Source organism: Sphaerospermopsis aphanizomenoides BCCUSP55 (assembly GCF_001586785.1).
Taxonomy (GTDB): Bacteria; Cyanobacteriota; Cyanobacteriia; order Cyanobacteriales; family Nostocaceae; genus Sphaerospermopsis_A; species Sphaerospermopsis_A aphanizomenoides_A.
Genome location: NZ_LUFH02000047.1, coordinates 18,653 through 38,586, shown reverse-complemented (window position 1 = coordinate 38,586; position 19,934 = coordinate 18,653). Strand labels below are relative to the sequence as shown.

The following is a 19,934-nucleotide window of genomic DNA, read 5'->3' as shown; positions in this document are numbered from 1 at the left end:
TCTCAATTAGAGTGTATTATGACTAAACAAAAAATTCTTCAAGAAGGAGAATCTTACACTTTTCGATCTTACTTTGAACTACCTTATGATTCAGAAGAAATAATAGCAGAACTGGGTTATAAATTTACTAAAAAATCTCTAATTTTACCACATACATCTAACCGGTTAGAAAATATTACCGCCATCAAAAATAAAATTATTTCTTTTTTACCATTGGTAAGTTTAAACAATGAAACTGCAAGACGAGAAACCTTAGTTTCACCTTTATTATTAGAAGTGATTACCCATTGTCGATGTCAGTTAAAAATTGAATATGCGGTTAATGTCAATAATTGGTTAAAAGGAAATCTCGATTATTTGTTACGTTCTCACCAAAGTTTATTAGTAATATAAGCAAAAAACGATGATTTAAGCAGAGGTTTTACCCAACTCGCAGTAGAGTTAATAGCTTTATCAGAAATTGAAGAAAATAAAGATATTTTTTATGGTGCTGTCACCACTGGAGAAATTTGGCGTTTTGGTAAATTAGAACGTGATCAAAAACAAATTACGCAAGATATCACGCTGTTTACAATACCAGATGATATTGAAGAAATTGGTCATATATTAGTGGGAATTTTGGAAGTAGAATGATTGTCTGAATCAGGATATCCAGGATTTAAGGATTTACAGGATTTAAATACCCCCAACTTCTGTCATAAGTTGATGTATTAATGACAAAATATGGTTATGAGTCGGGGATATGATGTTGATATACACCCAATTTAATTGAGTCTACCTCTCCTGATTAAGCAGTTTCATGGATTGATTTACATTCCCAAAACTGTCCGGGTCCGACTATTAAAATCTGCTCATTTGGCATTAATAGTTCCCAATAAGCAAGACCAGAATCATCTTCTAAATCTGGTTCTAATACCAGTTCGTAACTATCTTCAAAGGATAAAGTTAGTTGAAAATTATTAGGATCAATGACAAAATTAGTTAGTTTTTTGTTTTCTAAAAAACATTGTAACGCGACTTGAGCATGATCTGTAGTTAATTTTGGTAATAATGGAAGAAATAAAAACATATTATTATGCATTAAAAACCAAGGTGTTGCCCTAGTGCTAAGTTGCCAGCTTCCTTTACGTAAATGTTTTAATTTAGGATGATTATAAGGTTTCATTTCACCAAAATGTAATCGTAATTCATCCCCATAACTAAATCTCACTTGATGGCAAGTTTCGCCAATAATTGGTCGAATAATTTGATTTAAATTTGGTTGAGAATTGAGTATTTCCGACATATTGGGCTACTTACTTGCTCAACAAATTCCTTATGTAAATCTATTTGATCATAAATTGTACTACTACCATCTAATTTAATTATAGTACTTCCACCACAACAACTATTACTAACTAAACCTTTAGCGGGAATGTTACTCAAATGTATAGGTTGTGAAGTGGGAAGACTAGCAGCGCATTGTGTAGATAACTGAGTACATAGAATATGAGCATCTGGTAAAACAGAACGTAATCCCTCTATTATTTCTGGACGAGGATTACTAAAACGATTTCGATCTATGGAGAATACGATTAGCTGTGGTTTGAAAAAACTACAAAATTCTTGGGCAAAAGTTTTAGCATCTGCACTTCCAGGTTTGCCACCATGATGGGGATACACAAGTATGTCAGCATTCAAAGAAATTGAGTCTTGAATTAGATTCTCAAATCCTACTTGATCAATGTCTCCTGCTAATATAGCTATTCTATGTTCATTATGAACCACACCAATAACGGCAGATACAGAATTAGATGTTAGTTTTTTTCCTCGGAAATCTGTTCCTCCAGCACCACCTAAAATTAATTCTGGTGTTGGTGCAATAACTTCAATATTAACACAACCAATATTTAAACTACCTGTTTTTGCTGTTGTTAATTCTGATGAAACTTTAGTTCCCCGTTTTTGTGCATCTTTTAAAGCAGAACGTACATCTAACCAAAGTTCACTTTTTTTAATAGCATCAGGGTTAAGGTGAACATTGTGAATTTTGATATTTTCATCTGCTAATAGATCAATCATACCTCCGATATGATCTGCATCAGAATGGGAAATGAGAATATGTAAAATTTCTTGAACAGATAGATGCTCAAGAGTTTCTGATAAAATACCTCCGGGTGGACAGTCAATAACTATGACATTATTGGCATCTTTAATTAATGCACAATTGCCATGTCCAACATCTAAAATAATTAATTCAGGCGAGTCCATCATCTTCATCTGGTTCAGGTGCTAATTCAAATTTTTCAAAATATAGGTCGTCCGATTTTTCTGCACTGGTGTTTACATGAGCAAATAAACGGATAGTTCTATTTGGTTTTAATAAATCTCTAAGATTTTCTGGAATCAGAGAAGCTGGAAAACGAACAGCCCTATGAGGATTCCAACTAGGAACAAAGGCATCTACAACTGATTCATGGGCTTCTTCATCAATATTAGTAATCCTAACTATTGTTCTTCGAGATTTTCTGGTACTAGGGATTTTACCACACAGTTCTGATTTACAAATTTCTATTCCCTTAGAAATAGTCGAAGCATCTGCTTCTTCTCGACTTAGTAATACAGGAATTTTATGTCTCCATTTTCTAATGGAAAAGGATGTATCCATCTCTGTATATTTAGTAATCAAAACTGATGGGATTTTTTGATCATATAAAGCTGCAACTAATTCTGAACCATAAAAATTAGCAAATCCATAATTACTCAAGCGATGATCACACACAGCACCTTGAGCTTGTTCTCTAATCAGTGATACTAATTCATTAACATTGTCAAATTGTTTATCCTCTAATATCAATGGTTGATAGCCAGCTTCTTCTAAATCCCATGCAGTTGTTTCTGCTAAATCTTTCTGATCATCAACTATAGCTATTATTTTTTCATTTTTAACTTGTGTTATGGCCATATAATTAATCTCTCTTACTCTCCACTCAGTGTTAATTCTACAATAAATTCTGCTCCGCCTAATTCACCTTTAGGAATTGCGTTTACGCTTCCTCCCAAATCAGTTACAGAATCGCGTACAATTGTTAGACCTAAACCTGTACCACCTTCTCTAGTTGTTTTACCGGGTAGCCAAATATCATCTAATTTGATGTTATTAATGCCCAAAGCATTATCTAAAACTCTAATTTTTAAATTATTTCCTACAACTTCAGTACGGATAATTACTTTACGCCCTACTATACGTCCTCCTTCAACATTAAAAGCATTAATAGAATTTGTTAAAAGATTGGTAATAATTGCTTCCAGTAAAGCACTACTTCCATAAATGCAGGGTTTATCATCAGCTTTTTCTTGTATCACTTCAATTTGTCCATCATCAAAAAAACTTTGAAATAGTGTTAGAGTATCTTCAATAACATGATGAACATCTACAACTCCTGTACGTCTTTTTTCTCTTTTTAGTAGATGGATTGGAAATTTAGAAAAGCGTAGTAAAGATTTAGCCACATCATAAAGCATTGCTACTGGTTTTCCTAAATATTGATCATATTTTTCTCCCAAAACTTCTCGACCTTTATTTTCTATTCTTCTAGCTATTTTTTGAATTGAATCTACTGGCTTACCAGATTCATGGGCAAAAACTGCTGCTGTTGTTCCTGCTGTAGCGAGACTGCGGTAAAGCTGAAGGTCTTCACGCAAGACTTGTGTTTGTCGTTCTGTTACAGTTTCATATTGTTCAATAGCTACTCGGACTTTAGGACGAGATTCTTGAGGCACTTCTGTTTCAATCACTTCTTCAATTCTTGCTTTAGCTTCTGTAATATCACGAGGAACTTGTTGCTTGATTTTTTCACGTTGATTTTCAGAAATTTTTAATCTTTCCTTAGCCATCCATTCTAATACATCAATGGCAAAACGTTTTAATTCTAAAAAAGCCTCATTTTCAATAAAACCAAGTCTATCAGTTTTCTGAAGTAATATATCATGAGGATCATTAACTATAACTCTACCAATTACTGTTTTTGCTGAGGGACGTACTTCTGGATTTCTTGATCTGGCATAATTTAATCTCAACCAATCATCATCTTGATCTCCATAGGGTTTTACACGCAGTCCTCGGTGATATAGACGAACATTTCCAGCGTGAGCAAGCCATTCTCGCACTTGTTTGGTAGAAACGGAAGCATTTCTAGCTGAAAAACTTTGAGGATTTAATAAAAATACCCATAATTCAAATTCTGTTGATGGAGTTTTGTAAGGTTCTTGAGAAAGTTCACTATGTTCTGCATGAAAAATTCTGTTTCCTTGCCAGTCTAATACAGTTGCTTCGGCTATACCAAATTCATTGATTTTAGCTTTTAAATGATCTTCAGCTTCATTACAGTAAGTATTATTTACTTGTTTCTCAATTTTATAAAATTCTGGTGCAATAAGTTGAATATTAAACCCAGATTTACTAGCAAATGGATCTGCTAATAATAAAAGTTCTTTCGCTAATCTTTGAATATCTTCCTTAGTGAATATAGTTTGTAAGTTGCTAACTATAATCTCAGTTCCATGTTGTTTATCGGTAATTGTTTGTTTAATATCAAAAGGAACATCTTCTACTACATCAACTTCCTGAAAATCATCCCAATTAATTGTGAGACAATATTCAACACCTGGCTGATTTTGAGGTCTAGTTATCAACGTTACTTGAGAACCCATTTGCAGAGCAGCTAATCTACCTAATCCTTTATTACCCGCAGGTAAACGACCTAATGGTGTAACTTGACGATTTGCTTTTTTTGAACGGCCTAATACTAACCATCCTTCATCAATGGTATCTTTATCCATACCAATACCATTATCTGAAATAATTATTGAACCGCCTGTATTGCTAATATTAATTAGTTCTATTTTGCATTCAGTAGCATCAGCATCATAGGAATTTTTAACTAATTCAATTATTCCTTGATCGGGATTAGGAACAAGTTCTTCTCCTAGCCTTTGTAAAATTTTAGGTGAAAATTTAAAATGGATCATTGTTTAGCTATTATTACCTCTGTCCTAATCTTGATGATTTATTATATCAATTTTGTCTAAATCAGGATTTCTAGGATTTAATGATTTACAGGATAAGAAAAAGTCCCCCTTTTTAAGGGGGATTTAGAGGGATCTGATTTTGATATAATTACTCTGCACCTTCTATTGGTGCAAAACCTTGACGTTGAATATTCTCTGTAATACTCCTTGGTTCTAGGAACTGCAATAAATAATCTGGTCCGCCGGCTTTTGAACCCACACCAGAAAGTTTAAAACCGCCAAATGGTTGACGGGCGACAATTGCCCCGGTTATATTCCGGTTAATATACAAATTACCGACTTCAAATTCTGCTTGTGCTTTTTCAATGTGAGAAGGGGTACGAGAATAAAGTCCACCAGTTAAAGCGTAATTTGTGGAGTTAGCAATTTCCAAAGCTTGACTAAAATCCTTAGCACGAATCACCGATAAAACAGGGCCAAATATTTCCTGTTGTGCGATGATGCCATTGGCCGGAACGTCAGAAAAAATCACAGGGCCGATAAAATAACCTTGACTGGGTGCAGATAACTCCAAAGCTAGGGTTGCTTCTTTTTTCCCAATCTCAATATATTCCAAAATGCGATCGCGTGCATTTCCATCAATCACTGGTCCAACTTGGGTACTCGGTAACTCCGCTTCCCCAATATTTAAAGACTTCGTAGCTTCCACCAACCTTTCTACAAAAGCATCATAAATAGGTTGCAGAACAATTACCCGTGAACAAGCAGAACATTTTTGACCACTGTAACCAAAAGCAGACTGCACAACTCCCACAACAGCTTGGTCTAAATCAGCACTTTCATCAACAATAATCGCGTTTTTACCTCCCATCTCCGCAATTACTTTTTTGAGATGCTTTTGACCAGGTTTTAAAATTGCCGCTTCTGCGTAAATTCTACATCCTACTTCCTGAGAACCAGTAAAAGCAATTACATGAGTATCAGGATGATTCACCAAATAAGCACCGACTTGAGAACCCTTACCGGGGACGTATTGAAAAACACCTTTCGGTATTCCCGCTTCTATCAAAATTTCCGTTAACTTAGAAGTAATTACAGAAGAAGTTTCCGCAGGTTTGAGTAAAGTGCAATTCCCAGAAACCAAAGCAGCAACAGTCATACCGCAAGCAATAGCTAAAGGAAAATTCCAAGGAGAAATCACAACCGCAATTCCTTTTGGCTGGTAAATATAACGATTAGTTTCTCCAGCCACGTCATAAATTACACCCTTATCAAGACGTTCCATCTCCTCAGCGTAATAAAGACAAAAATCTATTGCTTCCGAAACCTCTGCATCAGCTTCCTTAACAGGTTTCCCCACCTCCAAAACTATCCACGCAGAAAGTTCAGCGCGTCTTTCCTCCATCAACTCCCCAGCTTTCCGCAAAATATCAGCACGTTGTTTAACTGGGGTTTTCTTCCAACCAGGAAAAGCAGCTTTAGCAGCTTGCATTGCTTCCTCAGCTTGTTCAACGCTAATAAGTCCAACTTTCCCAACCACCTGACTAAAATTAGCAGGATTAAGAGAATCAATAAACGTTGCTGTATTTACAAACTCACCATTAATCAAAGGTAAATAAGATTTACCTAACTGCTGACGCACATTTTGGAAAGCTTGGTGAGAAACTCCTCTTTTCTCCTCCTCAGCATAATCAGTATCCGCAACACCAACAAAACCCTCTTTTTCCTCTCTGTGACTCTGCGTCTCTGCGTGAGAAAAATCTATAATTGGAGGTGCTAACAACTCATCAACCGGGCGATTTTCCAAATTTTGCCGTAAAAACGAACTATTCGCTGTATTTTCCAATAATCTGCGAATTAAATAAGCCATTCCCGGTAACAAGTCACCATAGGGACAATAAACCCGCACCCGATAACCCTTGTCAACCAAAGCTTTAGCAATTTTATCACCCATGCCGTAAAGAACTTGCATTTCAAACCGACGACGGGGAACATTGACACTTTCTGCAATTGCTATAGCACGAGATTGCGATCGCACATTATGACTACCAATGGCAGAATAGACATATTGGTGATTTTCCAGCAATAACTGGGTAATTGTTTCAAAATTGGCATCTGTAGCGGCTTTATCGTTATAAACTGGTTGCGGCCAATGCTTTTGTTCTGCTTTGATGGTTTCTTGATCCCAGTATGCACCTTTAACTAAGCGAATAGTTAAGGGATAACCACGTTGTTTCAACCAAGCAATGATATCTTTTGCATCTTGTTCACTGTCACGCAGATATGCTTGTATTGTCATTCCAATATCTGTGCGTTGACGAAATTCCTCTTCTAGTAAAAGCTTTTTGAGAATATTGAAAGTGATATCCTTATAGGCGTACTGTTCCATATCAAAATGGACTGCTGCACCTAATTCTTTTGCACGACGTAATAAAATTCTAATGCGATCGCTGACTTTCTGCTCACTACCTTGAGCGTCTAAAGGGTCAAATTGGGAATAAAACGCCGTTAATTTCACAGAAACTTGCACTTTAGGGATACTTTCCCCATCAGCTTCATCAATAGCGGGGATATGCGACCATTTTTTTGATGCTTCCACTAATTGCTGCATCAATTCCAAGTATCTTTCTAAATAAGACTGTGCTTCTGTTTCTGTAATTACCGCTTCTCCAAGCAAGTCTATTGTGAAAGACATTTTGTCTTTACGCAGTCTTTCCACAGTTTTGATGACTTGGGAAATATTTTCTCCAGAAATATATTTATGTGCTAAAGTTTGCACCGCAGTTTCCACAGTTGTTGCCGCTACTTGTCCTGGCATAGAGTCAGGGTTGGCAAAATTTAACATTCCCTTCAAAGCTGCGGGTAATTCTACCGACTCATCACCCAAATATTCTTGCAAATGGGACGCAATTTCTGATTTACTATGTAAAGCAGGTAAAGTATCAATAAACCGGAATAATTGTACTCGTAAACCTGGATTACTCATCGCCCAAGCGAGCAATTTATCATCCCAGCGCATTTGGTCACGCAAAGAAGCTAAAAAGGAGCGATTTTCTTGAGTAGCAGCAAGAACTTCTTTAGCTATTTCTTGTGTCTTAGATTCGTAAGTGCTGTTTTGTACTTGTAATACCATAAATGTCATTTAGTGATTAGTCATTAGTTATTAGCCATTGGTTAAGCTGTGGGACATTTAACTTGCATATTTTTGATGATGGGGAAAAACTGCAAATCCTTCTCCCCTACACCCCACACCCTACACCCTACACTCCATTTTGGAGTAATATCAAATCATTGTGTAAAACTGTAATATGGTGCTATTTTTAACTTAGTTAGCGCCATTGTGTAAACTTTCCTATTAGTTTTGAACGTGGTTGTACTGAATGTCTCGAAAAAACTAGCTTTAGTATTGGGGATAGCTATAGTCTGCTTGGGAGGTTGTACAAAAAGACCGACAAATGAACAATTGGAAGTATTACGTAAACAGGCGAGCGATCGCAACAATCAAATATTGGCAGAACAAAGCAAAAACAATCAAGAACGTGAATGGAGTTTAGTTATCCAAGGTGAGACAGCAAATGATCAACCTGTAACCTTAAATTGGCAACAAATAAGAGATTTTGCCACAGAAGATATTAATACCATTGATGCTAATAACATTATTACTCCAGAAAAAGTATTTAAGTTTACTGGCATCTCTGTAAATACACTCTTAAAAAAGGTTGGTACTCAACCAGGAGTCACAGAAATAACCTTCGTCTGCTATGACGCTTATCAAGTCACGGTTAAAATCCAAGATTTAGTGAATTACCCAATTATTTTAGCAGTTGCCAAGGATGGTAAACCAATTGAACGTGATCAAGGAGGTCCTATATATTTAGTTTTTCCCTATACTCAGCATCCACAACTCAGAAAAGATTACAATGAAGGAATGTGGGCATTTTATGTCACACATATTATTGTAGGTACAGAAGAAGCACAAGTGCGAGTCGGAAAGCGCAAATTTAGTTTAAATGATCTTGATCAACTACCTCAAGTCACTCTCACACAGAATGTGGGTTATCGAGTTTGGTGGCCTAGTGGAGAAGTTAAAGTACACGGTGTAAGAGTGCGAGATGTTTTGTCCTTAGCCGGAGTTCCATTAACAACCAAAGGATCTGTGTTTGTGCGTGGCAAGCCAATAGTTTATCACAAAGCTTCAGAAGTAACCAGTTTACCAGCCAAAGTAATACAAGACTGTGATATTCTCTTAGTGACTAGATGGGGTAACGGCAAACAACAAATTTCGGCTAGAATGGGTGGCCCAGTGACTCTAGCTTTCAGTGATAAGTGTCAAGCAAAAACTCAGCAACTCAAATGGGTGACATTTGTAGAAGAGTTAACCATACAGCCATGAAGTTCTTTGCATTTCGCTCCATCCGTACCCAAATCATGGCTTCTACCACTCTCTTAATTGTCGCTTTGATTGGCGCTACAGTTGCAGTTTGGGCAACAAGTGAAAGCAAACTCTATAAGGAAGAAAAGCTGAAAGATGCTACAAGTATCTCTAAAGTATTAAGCTATACTTATTCTAATGAATTTTCCGAGGAGAACTGGAGTCAAATTCGTTTAAATATAGATTTACTGCTACGAGAAAACAAAGAAATTGTCTATGTTTTGATATCTGACTCTCAGAAAAATAATCAAATTGTTGCTGCTTCACCAAGTGAATTTCAAAACAATTATATCCCTGATGTTGTACCACTAGATGTGACAGATAATGCAATCAAATCTCAGCAGCAAACTCTGATTCAAGAAACATTTATTCTCCGTGATATTTACTATGCTAACAAGTTGCGAGCCAAGCGTGGAGAAGATATACTAGAAGTAGCCTCAGATATCCGCACACTATCTGGCAGAAAACTTGGCAAATTGCGAATGGGGATATCTTTAAAAAGAGTAAATAATGCTGTTGCTAATGCTGTTAATCAGGCTTTGATAGTCGGTTTTGTAGGGTTGAATGTTGGCTGGATATGTGCGTATATTTTAGCAAGAAGATTGAGTGATCCTGTGCAGCGTTTACAGGTAAGTGTAGCTCAAATTGCCGGTGGAGATTTGCAGCATCGTGCAGATATTAATAATCGTAAAGATGAAATTGGCGCATTAGCAACTTCAGTCAATGAAATGTCAGCAGCATTGCAAATATCCTTTAGTAAATTGCAAAAAACTTTAGATTCTTTTGAGAGATTTGTTCCAGATAAATTTGTTTCTGTCATTGCTCCTCAAGGCATAGAAAATATTGAAGTTGGTATGGCTTCTACACGAAAAATGACAATTTTATTTTGTGATATTCGTGGTTATACTTCCATGTCAGAAGCAATGGCACCAATGGAAATTTTTTTATTTTTAAATGACTATTTAGCTTGCATGGGAAAAGCCATAGATGAAGCAGGGGGATTTATTGATAAATATATTGGTGATGCGATTATGGCATTATTTGATGACGAAGCCACAGACTCAGCCTTACGCGCAGCAATTTTAATGCAACAGGCGTTAGATAAATTTAATTATGAACGATACCAAAAGCAAGAGGATAGCCCAACTAAAAAAGAATTACCAATGATTTCTGTTGGTATTGGCATTCATCGTGGTACAGTTGTTATGGGTACAGTAGGCTTTACCTCACGCATTGATTCCACAGTTATTGGTGATGCAGTCAATGTTGCTTCTCGCATTGAAGGACTGACAAAACAATATGAATGTGAAATTTTAGTCACCGAATCTGTTGTCAAAAGCTTATCCCATCCTGAATTATTTTCTCTGAGATTAGTAGATAAATCAGTTAAAGTAAAAGGTAAAGATGAACCAATAGCTATTTATGAATTGATAATTGATAGTTGATAGTTGATAGTTGATAGTTGATAGTTGATAGTTGATAGTTGATAGTTGATAGTTGATAATTAGAGGTACAGGAGTTAAAGAAAATTATGGATAGTAAGGAACTAGCACAATACTTAGAAGCTACGGATAGTATTTCTAAACCTTGGCTATTAGTACAACTACGACTAAAAAAACTACAAGAACGCCGAGACACAATATCCGCAGAAGTTTATGAGCAAGAATTAGCAGATATCCATCAGGATTTAATGAATTTAGGTGAATGGTGGCGCGGTATAGAGGATAAAGTGTTTTAGCATTGGGCAAGATCAAGTCAAAAGTCAAAATTAAATAACCCTTTCCTCCCCTGCCTTCCCTGTTCCCTGTTCCCTGTTCCCTGTTCCCTGTTCCCTAAATTGTGTCATGATAATAGACTTGGTTGATAACGGTGTAATTAGGCATGGATTATCGGGATGCAGGTGTTGATGTTGAAGCAGGTAGAGCTTTTGTAGACCAAATTCGGAATTTGGTTCACAGTACCTTTCGACCAGAAGTAATTGGGGGACTGGGTGGTTTTGGTGGCTGTTTTCAACTTCCTACAGGTTATCAAGAACCAGTTTTGGTTTCTGGGACAGATGGTGTCGGTACAAAGCTAAAAATTGCTCAAATTCTCAACCGCCATGATACCGTTGGCATTGATTTGGTAGGGATGTGCGTTAATGATGTGTTGACATCAGGTGCTGAACCCTTATTTTTCTTAGATTATGTGGCTACAGGTAAGCTAGATAAAGAACAGTTAACTGAAGTAGTGGCTGGGATAGCTGCTGGATGCAAATTAGCTGGTTCTGCTTTATTAGGGGGAGAAACCGCAGAAATGCCTGGTTTTTACCAAGTTGGTGAATATGACTTGGCTGGCTTTTGTGTGGGCATTGTGGAAAAAAGCCGAATGCTAGATGGTTCTCAGGTACAATTGGGAGATGTGGCCATAGGTTTAGCCAGTGCTGGAGTTCACAGTAATGGTTTGAGTTTGGTGAGAAAAATTGTCAGCGATGGTGATTTTTCTTGGCATGAAACCCCAGAATTATTAAATGGGCAAACTATTGGTGAGACTTTCCTCACACCTACACGGATTTATGTTAAACCCGTGTTAGCAGCTTTAAAAGCAGGTTTAGAAGTTCATGGTATGGCACATATTACTGGTGGAGGTTTACCAGAAAATTTGCCTAGATGTCTAGGAAATGGTCAAAGTATTAGAATTAACCCTAGTAGTTGGGATATTCCTGCTGTGTTTGAGTGGTTAGCCAAGGCTGGATCGGTTGGTGCTGAAGCTATGTATAATACGTTTAATATGGGAATTGGATTTGTACTGTTGGTGCCAGCCCATCAAGCAGAACAAGCAATTAAGCATTTTCAGGAACAGAATATTCCCGCTTATACAATTGGTGAAGTAGTGACAGGTTCTGGAGAATTAGTAGGTCTTTTTACTTAGGTCGTTGTGAAAGTAAAAATGACAGACAAAATTGAAGATGGTTTGATCAGGTTTGATGGAGGTCATAACTCTACTCAAACCAAGATTTTTCTAGAGCTTGCTATTGGTAGATTACCAGTATTTATGATAACTTTGGCAAGATTTCAAACTCTCTTTATAAAAGTAATCAAAAATACTCATGACCATGAGCGTTCAGATTTGCTAACGTAGTCTTAACAAATCTAAAAAATTAATTGCTGTAGCTAAAAAAAAGTAGCGGACAACACCAGTGTAAAGTGCTAGTGATTTTTCATTTATCAGTGTGGCGTGTTGGTGTATTTTGAATCGCATATTGTTGTTCAGAGGGGGTTATGGTTGTAAATTTTGCCCGGACTTCTACTGCTTCCACAGAACTTTTAAAACAAGTATTTCACAGTATTGATGCCCAAAGTTGTCCCCGGTTCTACAACTTTCATCTCCATACAGTCCACTCTGATGGAAGGTTGCAGCCGAATATACTAATGGAGCAAGCGATCGCTATTGGGTTAAAAGGACTGGCAATTACTGACCATCATAGTATTGGTGGCTACCAATCAGCACACGCTTGGTTAGAAGACTGGAAGTGGAATAATTCTGATGTGAGTGTTCCTCATTTGTGGACTGGTGTAGAAATTAATGCCAACTTGTTGGATATAGAAGTTCATATTTTGGCTTATGGTTTTGAGTTGGAAAACTCCAGCATGAAGCCTTACTTGCAAAAAAAACCAACTACAGGGAAAGAGTATCAAGCAGCTAATGTGATAGCAGCTATTCATGATGCTGGGGGGGTAGCGGTGTTAGCACATCCAGCACGTTACAGGCGATCGCACTTTGATCTAATTCCTGTAGCTGCGGAATATGAAATTGATGGTGTTGAGGCTTTCTACGCTTACAACAATCCTAATCCCTGGAAACCCAGTCCTGTAGAAACAGAAGAAGTACAACTGTTATCTGAAGAGTATGGGTTATATAACACCTGTGGTACTGATACACATGGGTTAAACATACTCCAGCGGCTGTAAATCTGTATTCACCTTGTTTATACTCCTGGTTTACACAGCCAGGGGGATAAATATTTTTATCAACAAATGCGTGAATAATCTTACTGGTTTATTAACCCATCCAGCAGGAGTCAGGAGTCAGAAGTAAAACTCTCTCTGTCTAGGTTTCAAGTTAGATTGTGTACTTGATTGATATGCAATCTGCTGTATTTTGAATACAATTTTATTTGAATATTTCAACAGTTAAATAAGTACCCAAGCCAAATTAATTTAACATATTGGTTGAAACCCAAAATGCCTGTATTCCTTACTTCCTATTCCCTCTCCTAACTATAAAATTTATTTTGCACGACTACTTATTACTCATTAAATCTTGTCTTTTTCAAATTGCACAGAGCTATATTCAAAATTACCACCATATTTTTTTAGTAAACTCTTTAATTTTTTTACTCTAGAATCATTCTCAATACTTTTAGGAGCATTAAATTTACTAACTCTACTGAGTACAGCCCTAGCAAAAACTGTACCAGTAATTTGCGGTTTAAAGTATTCAATTGTTTGAGTTAATTGTTCAACAGCACTGATCAAATCTTGACCTTTTAACTCAATAAAATACATTTTTTCTGCAACATCTATATTATTATCATTAGCCACCGCTTCAGTCTTGCATACTATGATTAAATAATCACACTTACGCTGATTTTGAGCATCAATTACACAACCATCTATTTTAATTCTACAAATTCGTTGATCAGATAAATTATTGATGATATATTTTCGTTTGTTTTCTTGTACAGTAATTTTCTGACCATCATTACAAAACGTACAAGTTGGATATTTTGTTTCAAACTCTTGACAATTGCATCTCATACTTAATCCTCAATTTCAAAAAGTTGATTAAATGTATTAACAATAATTTCAGAAGCTCTATCGATCTCTGCTGATTCAATTAACCCCATTTCTGAATCCATGATAGAACGATTAGTACCTTGCTCTACGATAAAAGCATTTAATCTATGAGGATCAATCCAAAGGTTATGATTTACTATTTCTTCCACCTGTTTCGATTTTTGCAATCCTAATTGATGGGCATATAGTAAATTATTAAATGATGAAAGAATGTAGGGACTGTGAGTTGTTAAAATTATTTGATTTGCCGATTGATTTGCTAGTAAAGCAATTAAATCAATCATTTGCTTTTGTGCAACAGGAAAAAGATGCGCTTCCGGTTCTTCAATAACTAAAAATACTTTACGCTGATTCAGAATTAAAAGCAGAATCAATAATAAAATCCAAACAACCTCTTGTTGTCCTGATGATGCAAAGTTGATTAATGTGCTTTTCCCATTACCAAAATCAATTCTTTCAGTACCATTTTGATAGCGATAAGAACCTTTGAGAATAGCATCTACAATGCTTTGAGCTAAAACAATAGATTCCTGGGTTTGATTATCAGTAGAAGTAGCAAGTTTTTCCTTGATTAAATCAGCAATTGCTTGATTAAAAATAGGTTTCGCGCTATCAATACGGTTAATAAAATTTTGCATTAAATAATCTAATTTAATTAGGCTATCTGATGCTAAATCAGTGTTACTAGATGTCAAATCATCTCCCATGTCAATGTTATAACGCTGTTGAGATAGAATAGTAATCAGACTACGACCAGCAGGTAAAAATAGCAAATCTCTATCATCATTAAATAGTTGGTTGACTTCTTGTGTAATATTCTCAAATAGAGTTGCTTCTTTAGCCTTAATAGCACTAATTTCACGGGAAGAAGAAAATGAAACTCTCGAACTCATCTGCTGCAATTCAGCATTTAAATTTCTAGATTGATCTACTAAATCACGGAACTTCTGTTTAAAAAAATCATCAAAGTCAACAGTTGTAAATTGCTTATTTGTAGAAGGTTTAACAGTAACTACCATGCCGTTTCCATACTGATAATTTAATTCCATTTCAGGAAATTGTAGTACCGAACCATACATTTTAATAAACTTCTGTTTGGCACGTTTAGCAAAATTACTAACTGAATCTTCAAATTGCTTTTCGTTATAGCACTGATACAAATAGGTTGTTAAATCATCCCTCAAAGATTTAAAAAAGAAAATAGCTTTGCTAACAGTGCTTTTACCACTAGCTTGTGAACCAATAAATATGAGTATGTCTTGAATTTCAATCTTTAAGTCTGTAATTGGTCCAAAATTTTGAATTATTAACTGCTGAGGCATAAGGCAAAATAAAACTTACTCAATCATAGAATATGTTATCAACATAATCATACCCAATAACCACACTTATTTGTCAGAGTCAGGATATCCAGGATTAAAGGATGTACAGGATAATTTTTGTATGTGCATCAGGTGGATGTTGTGCGTTAGCGTTCGCGCAGCGTCTCGAGGAGATAGCTTACCGAAGGTATCGCTCTCATCACTAAACCTCCTCTTCCTTCGTGTCCTACCCTATGCCTTCGGCACGCTGCGCGAACGGGAACACCTTCGGTGAACGGTCCTTCGTGGTTCATTCCCTCTTCTCCTCTTCTGGTACAACACGACAAATTACCCTTAAAACAGGCACTTGTCGTCTATGATGTATCAATTATACCCAATAACCCCCGCTGAAACCCAAACCAACAATAACTGAAACGAAATTGTTAAAATGTAATTCAGAAGATGCCTGAAATCCTAGATGGATGGTACAAAAGATAAACTTGTAAAATTAAACACGCGGATATTCTAAAATGGCGAAAGCATCTGCTAAATTCGACTTTGAAGACGAAAAATTTAACGCCCTACCTTCTCAAGTCCTCCCTTGGTGTCAAATGATCAATCCCCGCTATGGTGCGGATGGTTTACAGAGTTATGGTTTAGCTATTAAACTCGATAATGCTCAAGCTGTGGGTTTTCAACCCGATGATAACTGGCAAGAAATAGAACATGAATTTAGTTCGGGAGAAGCGGACAAGGTGTTTATTACCACTACTCCTAGATTAGTAATTATTCGTCGTGGTCCCTTGTCTGTTCAAGACCGAGAAACAAAAATTAGATTAGGTACTTTTAAAGATTACAAAGATGATTTTTTAGCTAATAAACTTAAATTTAAAATCTACACTCGCCATCTTATTTTTTTAGTAGGTGAAGATAAAAAGTTTTTACATAATTCACCTTTACAATTAACTCTTAGTGGTGCGGCAGGAGCAAGTTTCGGTAAAAGCTATGCTGAATATCAACAAGGTAGAATTACTGGCGGTTTTGCTGGAGAATTAGAAAAAGCTTATGCAGGTTTTCAAAAGAAACCTCTAACTCCCAAAGGACCTTTATTCCATGCTCATGGCATCTTTTGCCCCATTATTGAATGTGAAGAAAGAGGCATTGAACCGAATATCGCTTTGGTAGCTTCAACTGTAGATTATAAACATCCCACAGTTTCAACTTTAACTGATTACATGATCGCCTCAGATTCCCCTGAGTCGGAAATAATTTGTAAGACCTTTGAAGAATACAAAGAATTTGGTAAGGAAGTGATGAAACCAGACATTGCTAAAGTGGAAATGCCTGGTGTTACTAATTCCTATATCTATGCAGATGATGATGATTTTGCTTATCCACCGTATTAATAGGGTGTAGGGTGTGGGGTGTGGGGTGTAGGCAGGAGAAGAGTTTTCCCTCTTGCTCCCTTTGCTCTTCTCTGTCACCTGTCACCTGTCACCTGTCACCTGTCACCTGTCACCTATTCTTTCAGTAATAAATAATGCAATGTCCCATTTCCGCCTGTGATTCCGGCGCGATCGCCTGCTAGTTTACCAGTACCCATGAAATAATCTACTCTTCCTGGGCCTTTAATAGCACTGCCTGTATCTTGATCTAAGACAAAGCGGCTAACTCTACGAGCTTCTAGTCTGCCACGACCGTTAGGATAAGGAAATGAATTGTTAATTAGTGCTAATGCGCCTGGAGGCATGAGAGATTTGTCTGTAGCAATAGACCGTTCTGCGGTTACAGGTACGCTAATACTGCCTGTAGCTGCGGCACCGTTGGTTTCTTGGAAGAACACAAATCTTTCCCAGCGTGGTAGATAATTATTCATCTCCCTGGGATTTTGACGGAAATAACTAATTAACTTGGGCATGGTTAAACCGCTCAGTGGCAATTTACCATCTTTTGCTAGTTCTCCACCGATACTAGTCCAAGGGTAATCTGTTCCTCCCGCAAAACCTACAGAAGTTCTTTGTCCATTAGTTAATTTAATTTGGGCTGAACCTTGAATTTGAATCATGTAGGGATCAAAGCGATTGCGAAACCACAGCATTTCTAATCCCCGCAATTTGCTCTTATGCCCTTGTAAACCGTCTTTTCCTTCTAAATCAACTCTTTTAGGATGAGGTTTAGCCCATTCTTTAAAATCAGGTGGGACTCTATACAGGGGATATTTATATACTGAAGTTCTCACACGGCTGGCAGTATATTCAGGCTCGTAATAAGCTGTAAACTTGACAGTACCCTTGCCATCGTTGCCCACAGACTGGTAAAAGACAAACTCCCGATGGACTGAGGCTTGTAGTTCTGCTGCTGACTTGGAACTAGCAACCAGTTGCCGAAATCTTACCAAACTCCGACGCACCCGATCCAAAGTAATTTCCTTGATCGGATAATTTTCATAAGCAGCGATCGCTTTATTCGTTCCCAAATAACGCAAACTGTTATCAATCGAAGTTAACAAAGCTTGGCGATCGCCATTTCCACCCCACAGTTGTTCATCCCAACCTAAGCAATTTTGGGAATTACAAGCAGCTTCCGAGGTAATGGGTTGGAGTGGTGCTACAACTTCCGGCGGGGTACTGGGTACTGGTACTGGTACTGGTGTTGATACTGGTACTGGTCGGGGAATAATAATTTGAGCTATAACAGAGCTAACTGGACTGACAACAGCAATTCCCAGACTCAAGGACAACAAAGCAAGGGTTTTTCTCATCATCTTTCAATACTAGAACTAAAAACAGGTTCTACCCGAATCCCCACAATCTTAGACGGGCGTACCACTAAATATTCACCTTGAATATTCTTAATCGGTACGTTAATAAACTCATTTGAATCATACTTTGGAGTCAACACGCTGGTGTACCATTTCTGAAAGTCTGGAAAAGTAGAAAAACGCACTTCTTCCCGATGACCACTTTCCAACAGCAGGTGGACTGCATATTCGTTTGGAGTTCTAGGCATAAATTCACATCATTTTTAATACATCTAACCCATTGTTAACCACAATACCCCTCCATGAAAAGAGTAATCTATTTTGGATTTTGGATTTTAGGTAAGAATTCAGGAGTCAGGAGTCAGGAGTCAGAATATTTGTTTGTAGCAGTCAGCTACAGAAGTACGTTTTCTCCTCAATTATCAAGAATCGCTCGAAAACTCTCATTCATTCTCAATCCTGTATTCTGTATCCTAAATCCTTACGATTTTAGACTTTAATATCATCCACTTGACACAAAAAATCAAAAAAACAATTTGAATCGTGTTAACTGATTTTCCATAGTCCCCGTGAGAATTTTATTCAATTCAGCCCCGTCAGAAAATTGTAAAATTTGCTGCTTATGTAAATCAAAGGCATATTGCCCCTCTAATTCTGGACGCTGCATTTGTGCTAGTAAAATTTGCTCAGATTTCTTACTTTCCATCGCGTAACCAATTTCTACGCAGACATTGGGACTAGGAATTAATTGCTGGGTTTCTTGATGATCAACACTTGTAATAGCTGTAGTGTCAGCAATAAACAATAAACTCTTACGAATTTTCCGCATCACAGTCCGGTTAAGTCGCACAGGTGCATTGCTGGGACGGGATGATTCTACTAATGTTAGAGGTAAACGCGAGCGCAAGTTGAGAGTTTTCAAGCTTTCTTGTAGTTGTTCTCTAAGTAAATCACTTGCTGCTGCATACTCAGTTTGATAGCAGAAAAAAATCGTTGGTTCTAACTGCGCTAACAAAGCCTGTTTAGTAAAATAAATCTCATGACTAATCAAGTCAATGTTAGCTACACAGTAACCACCACTACCCTCAATATAAAATTCAATATTTTCACCTTCCAGATAACGTCTAAACCAAGTTGACCCTTTAACTTCATCGCTATCTTCTAAAAAGTCTACACGCAACCCAGTTTTGAGCAAGCTTTTTTTACTCAAACGAATGTCTGGAGAACGTTTTTCCAATTCTGAAATTGGCTCATAATCTTGTAGATACCACGCTCGGAGCGCAATAATTGACATAAATCGCTATTTAAACTGTCTTTTTCTATTCAATTGTAGTACAAACTTACGCATTAGCTCAGTTATCAGCTGATCACCCTATTTCTTCTTACCTGTCACCTGTCACCTATTGCCAAAAACAACAACACCCAACATCTACTAGCTGGTTTCTCCCTCCCCTTGTTGATTCTAGCCAGGGATGTACTTCCTTTCATCACCTTGATCAACAAGGAGTGAAAACCAGTTACATTGCCCCCTGATTCTCAATAATATGAGGGAATATAAGCGTTCGCGTTGGGTGTTGCGGTTTTTCGACTGC

General features: G+C 37.1%; 18 protein-coding genes. 8 read left to right on the top strand and 10 right to left on the bottom strand.

Features of this window, described 5'->3' with window-relative positions; all coding sequences use genetic code 11:
- The first annotated feature begins 18 nt into the window (after window positions 1–18).
- Window positions 19–393, top strand: a complete 375-nt coding sequence (locus A0J48_RS27605) for a hypothetical protein (protein ID WP_325078829.1) — start codon at window positions 19–21, stop codon at window positions 391–393.
- A 394-nt stretch (window positions 394–787) separates the two neighbouring features.
- Here A0J48_RS27605 and A0J48_RS13635 read toward each other — a convergent pair whose 3' ends face one another.
- The 5 genes from A0J48_RS13635 to pruA form a co-directional block, all read right to left on the bottom strand.
- On the bottom strand, window positions 788–1,285 hold the full coding sequence (locus A0J48_RS13635; protein WP_200323861.1) for a hypothetical protein: 498 nt from the start codon (window positions 1,283–1,285) through the stop codon (window positions 788–790).
- Window positions 1,252–2,253, bottom strand: a complete 1,002-nt coding sequence (locus tag A0J48_RS13630) for a ComEC/Rec2 family competence protein (protein ID WP_200323859.1) — start codon at window positions 2,251–2,253, stop codon at window positions 1,252–1,254. The genes A0J48_RS13635 and A0J48_RS13630 overlap by 34 nt, the downstream gene beginning before the upstream one ends.
- Complete coding sequence (locus A0J48_RS13625) at window positions 2,237–2,944, bottom strand: hypothetical protein (protein WP_200323857.1); 708 nt, start codon at window positions 2,942–2,944, stop codon at window positions 2,237–2,239. Before A0J48_RS13625 ends, A0J48_RS13630 begins: the two co-directional genes overlap by 17 nt.
- Before the next feature lie 14 nt (window positions 2,945–2,958).
- Complete coding sequence (locus A0J48_RS13620) at window positions 2,959–5,010, bottom strand: sensor histidine kinase (RefSeq protein ID WP_200323855.1); 2,052 nt, start codon at window positions 5,008–5,010, stop codon at window positions 2,959–2,961.
- 148 nt (window positions 5,011–5,158) lie between these two features.
- Window positions 5,159–8,143, bottom strand: a complete 2,985-nt coding sequence (pruA, locus tag A0J48_RS13615; RefSeq protein WP_200323852.1) for an L-glutamate gamma-semialdehyde dehydrogenase — start codon at window positions 8,141–8,143, stop codon at window positions 5,159–5,161.
- A gap of 234 nt (window positions 8,144–8,377) precedes the next feature.
- Here pruA and A0J48_RS13610 point away from each other — a divergent pair, with 234 nt between their 5' ends.
- The 6 genes from A0J48_RS13610 (at window position 8,378) to A0J48_RS13585 (ending at window position 13,392) form a co-directional block, all read left to right on the top strand.
- Window positions 8,378–9,403: a molybdopterin-dependent oxidoreductase gene (locus A0J48_RS13610; protein WP_200323876.1), complete on the top strand. Its 1,026-nt coding sequence runs from the start codon at window positions 8,378–8,380 to the stop codon at window positions 9,401–9,403.
- Complete coding sequence (locus tag A0J48_RS13605) at window positions 9,400–10,887, top strand: adenylate/guanylate cyclase domain-containing protein (protein ID WP_200323874.1); 1,488 nt, start codon at window positions 9,400–9,402, stop codon at window positions 10,885–10,887. The genes A0J48_RS13610 and A0J48_RS13605 overlap by 4 nt, the downstream gene beginning before the upstream one ends.
- Before the next feature lie 86 nt (window positions 10,888–10,973).
- Window positions 10,974–11,180: a hypothetical protein gene (locus A0J48_RS13600; RefSeq protein WP_200323850.1), complete on the top strand. Its 207-nt coding sequence runs from the start codon at window positions 10,974–10,976 to the stop codon at window positions 11,178–11,180.
- A 143-nt stretch (window positions 11,181–11,323) separates the two neighbouring features.
- On the top strand, window positions 11,324–12,352 hold the full coding sequence (gene purM / locus A0J48_RS13595; protein WP_200323848.1) for a phosphoribosylformylglycinamidine cyclo-ligase: 1,029 nt from the start codon (window positions 11,324–11,326) through the stop codon (window positions 12,350–12,352).
- Between the two features lie 18 nt (window positions 12,353–12,370).
- On the top strand, window positions 12,371–12,562 hold the full coding sequence (locus A0J48_RS13590; protein WP_200323846.1) for a hypothetical protein: 192 nt from the start codon (window positions 12,371–12,373) through the stop codon (window positions 12,560–12,562).
- A 140-nt stretch (window positions 12,563–12,702) separates the two neighbouring features.
- Window positions 12,703–13,392, top strand: coding sequence for a PHP domain-containing protein (locus A0J48_RS13585; protein ID WP_200323844.1), 690 nt, complete (start codon window positions 12,703–12,705; stop codon window positions 13,390–13,392).
- Window positions 13,393–13,737: 345 nt separating this feature from the next.
- Here A0J48_RS13585 and A0J48_RS13580 read toward each other — a convergent pair whose 3' ends face one another.
- Window positions 13,738–14,241, bottom strand: a complete 504-nt coding sequence (locus A0J48_RS13580; protein WP_200323842.1) for a hypothetical protein — start codon at window positions 14,239–14,241, stop codon at window positions 13,738–13,740.
- 2 nt (window positions 14,242–14,243) lie between these two features.
- On the bottom strand, window positions 14,244–15,602 hold the full coding sequence (locus tag A0J48_RS13575) for an AAA family ATPase (RefSeq protein ID WP_200323840.1): 1,359 nt from the start codon (window positions 15,600–15,602) through the stop codon (window positions 14,244–14,246).
- Between the two features lie 509 nt (window positions 15,603–16,111).
- Between A0J48_RS13575 and A0J48_RS13570 the strand changes: the two genes are divergently transcribed.
- The gene (locus A0J48_RS13570) at window positions 16,112–16,987 is read left to right on the top strand and encodes a DUF5895 domain-containing protein (RefSeq protein ID WP_200323838.1); all 876 of its coding nucleotides are present in this window, start codon (window positions 16,112–16,114) and stop codon (window positions 16,985–16,987) included.
- A 113-nt stretch (window positions 16,988–17,100) separates the two neighbouring features.
- Here A0J48_RS13570 and mltA read toward each other — a convergent pair whose 3' ends face one another.
- The 3 genes from mltA to A0J48_RS13555 form a co-directional block, all read right to left on the bottom strand.
- Window positions 17,101–18,342 (bottom strand): murein transglycosylase A, encoded by a 1,242-nt coding sequence (gene mltA / locus A0J48_RS13565; protein ID WP_200323872.1) that lies wholly within the window; start codon window positions 18,340–18,342, stop codon window positions 17,101–17,103.
- Window positions 18,342–18,590, bottom strand: coding sequence for a hypothetical protein (locus A0J48_RS13560; protein ID WP_200323836.1), 249 nt, complete (start codon window positions 18,588–18,590; stop codon window positions 18,342–18,344). The genes mltA and A0J48_RS13560 overlap by 1 nt, the downstream gene beginning before the upstream one ends.
- 275 nt (window positions 18,591–18,865) lie before the next feature.
- A complete protein-coding gene (locus tag A0J48_RS13555) occupies window positions 18,866–19,636 on the bottom strand; it encodes a hypothetical protein (protein WP_200323834.1) in 771 nt (256 codons plus the stop codon).
- Window positions 19,637–19,934: the final 298 nt, after the last annotated feature.

Coding starts and splice junctions, on each gene's coding strand:
- A0J48_RS27605 (WP_325078829.1), top strand. CDS start 19: ATGACTAAACAAAAAATTCTTCAAGAAGGAGAATCTTACACTTTTCGA.
- A0J48_RS13635 (WP_200323861.1), bottom strand. CDS start 1,285: ATGTCGGAAATACTCAATTCTCAACCAAATTTAAATCAAATTATTCGA.
- A0J48_RS13630 (WP_200323859.1), bottom strand. CDS start 2,253: ATGATGGACTCGCCTGAATTAATTATTTTAGATGTTGGACATGGCAAT.
- A0J48_RS13625 (WP_200323857.1), bottom strand. CDS start 2,944: ATGGCCATAACACAAGTTAAAAATGAAAAAATAATAGCTATAGTTGAT.
- A0J48_RS13620 (WP_200323855.1), bottom strand. CDS start 5,010: ATGATCCATTTTAAATTTTCACCTAAAATTTTACAAAGGCTAGGAGAA.
- pruA (WP_200323852.1), bottom strand. CDS start 8,143: ATGGTATTACAAGTACAAAACAGCACTTACGAATCTAAGACACAAGAA.
- A0J48_RS13605 (WP_200323874.1), top strand. CDS start 9,400: ATGAAGTTCTTTGCATTTCGCTCCATCCGTACCCAAATCATGGCTTCT.
- A0J48_RS13600 (WP_200323850.1), top strand. CDS start 10,974: ATGGATAGTAAGGAACTAGCACAATACTTAGAAGCTACGGATAGTATT.
- purM (WP_200323848.1), top strand. CDS start 11,324: ATGGATTATCGGGATGCAGGTGTTGATGTTGAAGCAGGTAGAGCTTTT.
- A0J48_RS13590 (WP_200323846.1), top strand. CDS start 12,371: ATGACAGACAAAATTGAAGATGGTTTGATCAGGTTTGATGGAGGTCAT.
- A0J48_RS13585 (WP_200323844.1), top strand. CDS start 12,703: ATGGTTGTAAATTTTGCCCGGACTTCTACTGCTTCCACAGAACTTTTA.
- A0J48_RS13580 (WP_200323842.1), bottom strand. CDS start 14,241: ATGAGATGCAATTGTCAAGAGTTTGAAACAAAATATCCAACTTGTACG.
- A0J48_RS13575 (WP_200323840.1), bottom strand. CDS start 15,602: ATGCCTCAGCAGTTAATAATTCAAAATTTTGGACCAATTACAGACTTA.
- A0J48_RS13570 (WP_200323838.1), top strand. CDS start 16,112: ATGGCGAAAGCATCTGCTAAATTCGACTTTGAAGACGAAAAATTTAAC.
- mltA (WP_200323872.1), bottom strand. CDS start 18,342: ATGAGAAAAACCCTTGCTTTGTTGTCCTTGAGTCTGGGAATTGCTGTT.
- A0J48_RS13560 (WP_200323836.1), bottom strand. CDS start 18,590: ATGCCTAGAACTCCAAACGAATATGCAGTCCACCTGCTGTTGGAAAGT.
- A0J48_RS13555 (WP_200323834.1), bottom strand. CDS start 19,636: ATGTCAATTATTGCGCTCCGAGCGTGGTATCTACAAGATTATGAGCCA.